The following is a 6821-nucleotide window of genomic DNA, read 5'->3' on the forward strand; positions in this document are numbered from 1 at the left end:
CCCCCGCCCCTTCGCCCGCGCGCTGACCGAAAGCCGACCGGAGCCCGACCGCATGACCGCCTTCCGCACCCTCGACGATGCCGGCCCGCTCGCCGGCAAGCGCGTCCTGCTCCGCGTCGACCTCAACGTCCCGATGGAGGCCGGCCGCGTCACCGATGCGACCCGGATCGAGCGCGTGGTGCCGACGATCCGCGAGATCGCGGGCCAGGGCGGCAAGGTCGTGCTGCTCGCCCATTTTGGCCGGCCGAAGGGCAAGCGCGAGGCCAAGGACTCGCTCTGGCCCGTCGTCGCCACCCTGTCGGACAAGCTCGGAAGCCCGGTGGCCTTCGCCGAGGATTGCGTCGGCGAGGCCGCCGCGACCGCCGTCGCCGCGATGCGGGACGGCGACGTGCTGCTGCTGGAGAACACCCGCTACCACGCCGGCGAGGAGAAGAACGACGCGGCCTTCGCCGACGCGCTCGCGACGAACGGCGACGTCTACGTCAACGAGGCGTTCTCGGCCGCCCACCGGGCGCACGCCTCGACGGAAGGCCTCGCCCACCGCCTGCCGGCCTATGCCGGACGCCTGATGCAGGCCGAGCTCGATGCCCTGACCAAGGGGCTCGAGGCGCCCAAGCGCCCGGTGATCGCGCTCGTCGGGGGCGCCAAGGTCTCGTCGAAGATCGACCTGCTGGAGAACCTCGTCACCAAGGTCGACATGCTGGTGATCGGCGGCGGCATGGCCAACACCTTCCTGCACGCGCAGGGCAAGGCGGTCGGCAAGTCGCTGTGCGAGAAGGACCTCGCCGAGACCGCCCTGCGCATTCTGGCCGCGGCCGAGTCCGCGAAATGCCGGATCATCCTGCCGGTCGACGCGGTCGTCGCCTCCGAGTTCAAGGCGAATGCCGCCAACGAGACGGTGCCCGTCGACGCGGTGCCCCAGGGCGGCATGATCCTCGACGCCGGCCCGAGATCGGTCGCCGAGATCGACGCGGCGATCGACGAAGCCGCGACTCTGGTCTGGAACGGCCCGCTCGGCGCCTTCGAGATGACGCCGTTCGATGCCGCCACGGTCGCCGCGGCGCGGCACGCGGCCGAGCGCACCACGGCCGGCAAGCTGGTCTCGGTCGCCGGCGGCGGCGATACCGTGGCCGCCCTGAACCATGCCGGCGTGTCGGAGCGGTTCTCCTACATCTCGACCGCCGGCGGCGCCTTCCTCGAATGGCTGGAGGGCAAGACCCTGCCCGGCGTCGAGGCGCTGCGCGCCAAGGACTGAGCCGCGAAACGATTTCGCGCCGCCCCACGCGATCCAGGCGTGCCGTGACGGCGTTCTTCCCCCACAGACCCGAACAGAGCTTAGACGGAGCACGGACGATGGCGCGGATCACGTTGAGGCAGCTTCTCGATCACGCCGCCGAGTACGGCTACGGCGTGCCGGCCTTCAACATGAACAACATGGAGCAGGGGCTCGCCATCATGGCGGCCGCCGACGCCACCGATTCCCCGGTGATCCTGCAGGCGAGCAAGGGCGCCCGCGCCTACGCCAACGACATCGTCCTGGCCAAGCTCATCGACGGGCTCGTCGAGATCTACCCGCACATCCCCGTCTGCATGCATCTCGACCACGGCAGCGACGAGGCCACCTGCGCCACCGCGATCCAGTACGGCTTCACCTCGGTGATGATGGACGGGTCGCTCAAGGCCGACGGCAAGACCCCGGCCGACTACGCCTACAACGTCGGCATCACCCACAAGGTGTCGGAGATGGCGCACTGGGCCGGCGTCTCGGTGGAGGGCGAGCTCGGCGTGCTCGGCTCCCTCGAGAGCGGCGAGGGCGAGGCCGAGGACGGCCACGGCGCGGAAGGGGTGCTCAGCCACGACCAGCTCCTCACCGACCCGGACGAGGCGGTGAAGTTCGTCGCCGCCACGAAGGTCGACGCGCTCGCGGTCGCGATGGGCACCAGCCACGGCGCCTACAAGTTCACCCGCCAGCCCGACGGCGACGTGCTCGCGATGAACGTCATCGAGGAGATCCACCGCCGCCTGCCGACGACCCACCTCGTGATGCACGGCTCGTCCTCGGTGCCGCAGGAGCTGCAGGACATCATCAACCGGTACGGCGGCCAGATGAAGCCGACCTGGGGCGTGCCGGTCGCCGAGATCCAGCGCGGGATCAAGCACGGCGTGCGCAAGATCAACATCGACACCGACAACCGCATGGCGCTGACCGGCCAGATCCGGAAGGTGCTGGCCGAGAATCCGTCCGAGTTCGATCCGCGCAAGTACCTCAAGCCCGCCATGGAGGCGATGACCAAGCTGTGCAAGCAGCGCTTCGAGGAGTTCGGCACCGCCGGCCAGGGCTCGAAGATCCGCCCGATCTCGGTCTCGGCCATGGCCAAGCGCTACGCCAACGGCTCGCTCGACCCGAAGATCAACGCGAACTGAGGCGACCCGTCTTCGTTCCAGGCGATCGGAGGGTTCACCTCCACCCGATCGCCCCATACCCGTCATTCCGGGGCGCCGAAGGGCGAACCCGGAATCCGGATCCGCCGACGGAGCCGAACCGATCGCGCCCTGTGGTTCCGAATTCCAAGCTCTTTCGCGCAGCCCCGGAATGACGAGCGGGCCTGACAAGGTCTGCGCAGGACGGCGGGATCGATCGCCTTCGCAGCCCCTGAAACGTCCCTCTCCGCTTCCCCGACGCGCTGCGCGGCGGTATCAGGGCGCATGACCGACGCACCCCGCCTCACCCTGCTGACGCCGCATCGCGTCGGGCCCGAGCATGTCGACGCGCTGCTGCCCGCGCTCGAGCGCGCCTGCGGCGCCGGCGACGTGGCCGCGGTGATCCTGCGGCTGGCGCCGTCCGACGAGCGCAGCCTGATCGCCCTGGTCAAGCGCGTCGCCCCCGCCGTGCAGGCGGCTGGGGCGGCCCTGGTCGTCGCCGCGGCGGGCTTCCCGGGCGACCTCGTCAGCGTCTCGGCCCGCGGCGGCGCCGACGGCATCCACGTCGACAAGCCCGAGGACGGCACGCTGCAAGAGCTGCGCGGGCGCCTGCGGGACGGCCGGATCCTCGGCGTGGGCGGGATCGAGACCCGGCACGCGGCGATGGATGCGGGCGAGGCGGGCATCGACTACCTGATGTTCGGCGGCCTCTACCCGGACGGCGTCGCCGCCGAACCCGAGGCGGTGCGCGAGCGCACCGCGTGGTGGGCCGAGATCTTCGAGACCCCATGCATCGGCGTCGCCTGCGCCGAGACCGAGATCGCCGGGCTCGCGGCCACCGGCGCCGAGTTCGTCGGGCTGGAGAGCGGCCTGTGGATGGACGATCCCGCACGCATCGCGACGCTGCAGACGTCGCTGTCGGAGGTCGCCTCGTGAGGCGACTCCGCGCCCTTGGATTCGCGTTGCTCATGGCCGGGGGGGCCGTCTCCACCAGCGGCCCCGCCGTCGCGTCCCCCGGCACGGTCGAGCCGGCCAAGACGCCCGGCACCGATCCGGTGAAGCCGCCGATGCGCGAGCTGCCGACCCCCTACACCATCGGCTATTCCGGCGGCGCCCGCCCGCCGCCGACCGACCGCACGCCGGACTTCGCCTACGGCGCCTATCAGCGCGGGCAGTACGTGACCGCGTTCCGGGAGGCGACGAAGCGGATCGAGGCCGACCGCAAGGACGCGGCGGCGATGACGCTGCTCGGCGAGTTGTACAACCAGGGCCTCGGCATCAAGCCGGATCCGGTGAAGGCCGCCGACTGGTACCGCCTCGCCGCGGCGCAGGGCGAGCCCGGGGCGATGTCCTCGCTCGGGCTGATGTCCCTCGACGGGCGCGGCGTGCCCAAGGACCCGAAGGCCGGCCGGCGCTGGCTGGAGCAGGCGGCCGAGCACGGCTCGCCGACCGCGGCCTACAACTTCGCGCTGCTGCTGCTCGGCAGCGGCAGCGAGGCCGACCTGGCGCGGGCGGCGACGATGTTCCGCAAGGCCGCCGACGGCGAGATCGGCCCGGCCCAGCACGATCTCGGGGTGCTCTACCTGCAGGGCCGCGGCGTGCCGCAGGACGCGACCAAGGCGGCCGAGCTGTTCCGGCGGGCGGCCGACAACGGCGACCTCGCCGGGGAGGTCGAGTTCGCGATTCTGCTGTTCAACGGCAAGGGCTTGCCGAAGGACGAGGGACGCGCCGCCCGCTACTTCCTGCACGCGGCCGCCCGCGGCAACGCCATCGCCCAGAACCGCGTCGCACGGCTCTACGCCACCGGGCGCGGCGTGCCGAAAAACCCGGTCGAGGCCGCGGCCTGGAACCTCACGGCGGCCGGACAGGGGCTGTCGGATGCCTGGCTCGACCAGGCGCTCGCCGGGCTCACCGCCGACGAGCGCACCCGCGCCGAAAGGCTGGCCGGCGACCGGTCCGAGGCGCGCTGAGCCCGCGCGGACCGGCGGCGGCGCTCAGAGCTTGCAGACGCTGTCGAGGGCCGCGTTCTCGGCTGCGGTGAACAGGCGCGAGCGGATGTGGAAGCGCTTCTCGCGGCCGTTCTCGAGGGAGAACATGCCGCCGCGCCCGGGCACCACGTCGAGCATGATGTGGGTGTGCTTCCAGACCGCGAATTGCGGGCGGCTGATGTAGAAGTCCGCGCCGCCGACCTGCCCGAGATGGACGTCGCCGTCGCCGGTGATGAAGTCGCCGACGCCGTAGCACATCGGGGAGGAGCCGTCGCAGCACCCGCCCGACTGATGGAACATCACCGGGCCGTGCTCGGCCCGCAGCTCCGCGATCAGCTCGAGGGCGGCGGGCGTCGCGGTGACCCGCAACGGCGTGCCGTCGACGCCGGCCTGCTCGGCGGTGGTCTCGGTCGTCGCGGTCTCCGTCATGCGTCGCTCCCGTTCGCCGTGATCGCCCGGCTCGATCCTATGTGGATCGCGCCGCGCCGAAATGCAGGGGGCCCGCGCCGGGCGGCGATCGGCACCGGCAAAAAGCCCCGGCCGTTGCGGGCCGGGGCAAGGTCGTCTCGGGCGACGTCGTCTTGCGGTCGAGACCGAAGCCCCGGCCTTGGCGGCCGGGGCGGTTTCTCGCAGGCCTAAAAGAAGCCGAGCTTCTTGGCCGAGTAGCTCACCAGCATGTTCTTGGTCTGCTGGTAGTGGTCGAGCATCATGCGATGGTTCTCGCGGCCGATGCCGGACTGCTTGTAGCCGCCGAAGGCCGCGTGGGCCGGGTAGGCGTGGTAGCAGTTGGTCCAGACGCGGCCGGCCTGGATCGAGCGGCCGAAGCGGTAGGCGCGGGTGCCGTCGCGGGTCCACACGCCGGCGCCGAGGCCGTAGAGCGTGTCGTTGGCGATGGCGAGCGCGTCGGCGTCGTCCTTGAAGGTCGTCACCGAGAGCACCGGCCCGAAGATCTCCTCCTGGAAGATCCGCATCTTGTTGTGGCCCTGGAGCACCGTCGGCTGCACGTAGAAGCCGTCGGCCAGATCGCCGTCCTTCACGTTGCGCGCGCCGCCGGTGAGCACCTGCGCGCCCTCCTGCCGGCCGATGTCGATGTAGGAGAGGATCTTCTCCATCTGCTCGGACGAGGCCTGCGCGCCGATCATCGTCGTGGGATCGAGGGGCGAGCCCTGGGTGATCGCCTCGACGCGCTTGACCGCGCGCTCCATGAACCGGTCGTAGATCGACTCGTGCACGAGCGCGCGGCTCGGGCAGGTGCAGACCTCGCCCTGGTTGAGGGCGAACATGGTGAAGCCTTCGAGCGCCTTGTCGAAGAAGTCGTCGTCCTCGTTGGCCACGTCCGCGAAGAAGATGTTCGGCGACTTGCCGCCGAGCTCCAGCGTCACCGGGATCAGGTTCTGCGAGGCGTACTGCATGATCAACCGGCCCGTCGTCGTCTCGCCGGTGAAGGCGATCTTGGCGATGCGGGGCGAGGAGGCGAGCGGCTTGCCGCATTCCAGGCCGAAGCCGTTGATGACGTTGAGCGTGCCCGGCGGCAGCAGGTCGGCGATCAGCTCCAGCACCACGAGGATCGAGGCCGGGGTCTGCTCGGCCGGCTTCAGCACGATGCAGTTGCCGGCGGCGAGCGCCGGGGCGACCTTCCACACCGCCATCAGGATCGGGAAGTTCCACGGGATGATCTGGCCGACGACGCCCAGCGGCTCGTGGAAGTGGTAGGCGACCGTGTCGTGGTCGATCTCGGAGATGCCGCCTTCCTGGGCGCGGATGCAGCCGGCGAAGTAGCGGAAGTGGTCGATGGCGAGCGGGATGTCGGCGTTCACCGTCTCGCGGATCGGCTTGCCGTTGTCCCAGGTCTCGGCCAGCGCGATCAGGTCGAGGTTCTCCTCCATCCGGTCGGCGATCTTGTTGAGGATTCGGGCTCGCGCGCCGGCCGAGGTGCGGCCCCAGGCGTCCTTGGCGGCGTGGGCGGCGTCGAGCGCCTTCTCCACGTCCTGCGCGTCCGAGCGGGCGACCTCGCAGATGACCCGGCCGGTGATCGGCGAGGTGTTCTCGAAGTAGCGGCCGTTCGCCGGCGCGACCCACTGCCCGCCGATGAAGTTGTCGTAGCGGGCCGAGAACGGCGACTTGGTCTTGGCGTCGGCCAGGAATTCCGGCTTGTTCATGGTGCTGTTCCTCCGTGCGGTTCCGGCATGGCGTGCCGGCCTTTTTCGGCTTCTCGCTGGCCGATCGCAGCCAAAGCCAGTTGGGAGGCCTTGGCAAGTTGGACTTTTGGCCAACCAGGTCCGCGAGCGCTCGTCGGAGGGTAGCCGGATCGCCGCCGTTTGGCGACCGCCGCCGGCAGCAGGGGTCAGCCGCCGCGATTCGCCTTGCGGGTGGCGGCCGCCTTCCTGGCGGAGGCGGAGCGCTCTTCCGGCG

6 protein-coding genes are annotated in these 6821 nt (G+C 70.8%); 4 read left to right on the plus strand and 2 right to left on the minus strand.

Translation table 11 applies throughout. From position 1 onward, the window contains the following. Nucleotides 1-52: 52 nt before the first annotated feature. The 4 genes from FV223_RS16640 (at nt 53) to FV223_RS16655 (ending at nt 4391) form a co-directional block, all read left to right on the plus strand. On the plus strand, nt 53-1255 hold the full coding sequence (locus tag FV223_RS16640) for a phosphoglycerate kinase (protein WP_147728077.1): 1203 nt from the start codon (nt 53-55) through the stop codon (nt 1253-1255). A gap of 98 nt (nt 1256-1353) precedes the next feature. After that, the gene (fba, locus tag FV223_RS16645; protein WP_147728078.1) at nt 1354-2424 is read left to right on the plus strand and encodes a class II fructose-bisphosphate aldolase; all 1071 of its coding nucleotides are present in this window, start codon (nt 1354-1356) and stop codon (nt 2422-2424) included. Between the two features lie 282 nt (nt 2425-2706). Then, on the plus strand, nt 2707-3357 hold the full coding sequence (locus FV223_RS16650) for a thiamine phosphate synthase (protein ID WP_147728079.1): 651 nt from the start codon (nt 2707-2709) through the stop codon (nt 3355-3357). Nucleotides 3358-3389: 32 nt separating this feature from the next. Continuing rightward, a complete protein-coding gene (locus FV223_RS16655; RefSeq protein ID WP_147728080.1) occupies nt 3390-4391 on the plus strand; it encodes a tetratricopeptide repeat protein in 1002 nt (333 codons plus the stop codon). 24 nt (nt 4392-4415) lie between these two features. Here FV223_RS16655 and FV223_RS16660 read toward each other — a convergent pair whose 3' ends face one another. Together FV223_RS16660 and adh are read right to left on the minus strand one after the other, a co-directional pair. Then, nucleotides 4416-4838: a DUF779 domain-containing protein gene (locus tag FV223_RS16660; protein ID WP_147728081.1), complete on the minus strand. Its 423-nt coding sequence runs from the start codon at nt 4836-4838 to the stop codon at nt 4416-4418. A gap of 206 nt (nt 4839-5044) precedes the next feature. Beyond that, a complete protein-coding gene (adh, locus tag FV223_RS16665; RefSeq protein ID WP_147728082.1) occupies nt 5045-6568 on the minus strand; it encodes an aldehyde dehydrogenase in 1524 nt (507 codons plus the stop codon). Nucleotides 6569-6821: the final 253 nt, after the last annotated feature.

This window comes from Methylobacterium sp. WL116 (assembly GCF_008039455.1).
Lineage (GTDB): Bacteria > Pseudomonadota > Alphaproteobacteria > Rhizobiales > Beijerinckiaceae > Methylobacterium.

What these genes read in the sequence shown, in the direction of transcription:
- FV223_RS16660 (WP_147728081.1), bottom strand. Translation starts at nt 4,838, where the DNA reads ATGACGGAGACCGCGACGACCGAGACCACCGCCGAGCAGGCCGGCGTC.
- FV223_RS16650 (WP_147728079.1), top strand. Translation starts at nt 2,707, where the DNA reads ATGACCGACGCACCCCGCCTCACCCTGCTGACGCCGCATCGCGTCGGG.
- adh (WP_147728082.1), bottom strand. Translation starts at nt 6,568, where the DNA reads ATGAACAAGCCGGAATTCCTGGCCGACGCCAAGACCAAGTCGCCGTTC.
- FV223_RS16640 (WP_147728077.1), top strand. Translation starts at nt 53, where the DNA reads ATGACCGCCTTCCGCACCCTCGACGATGCCGGCCCGCTCGCCGGCAAG.
- fba (WP_147728078.1), top strand. Translation starts at nt 1,354, where the DNA reads ATGGCGCGGATCACGTTGAGGCAGCTTCTCGATCACGCCGCCGAGTAC.
- FV223_RS16655 (WP_147728080.1), top strand. Translation starts at nt 3,390, where the DNA reads ATGGCCGGGGGGGCCGTCTCCACCAGCGGCCCCGCCGTCGCGTCCCCC.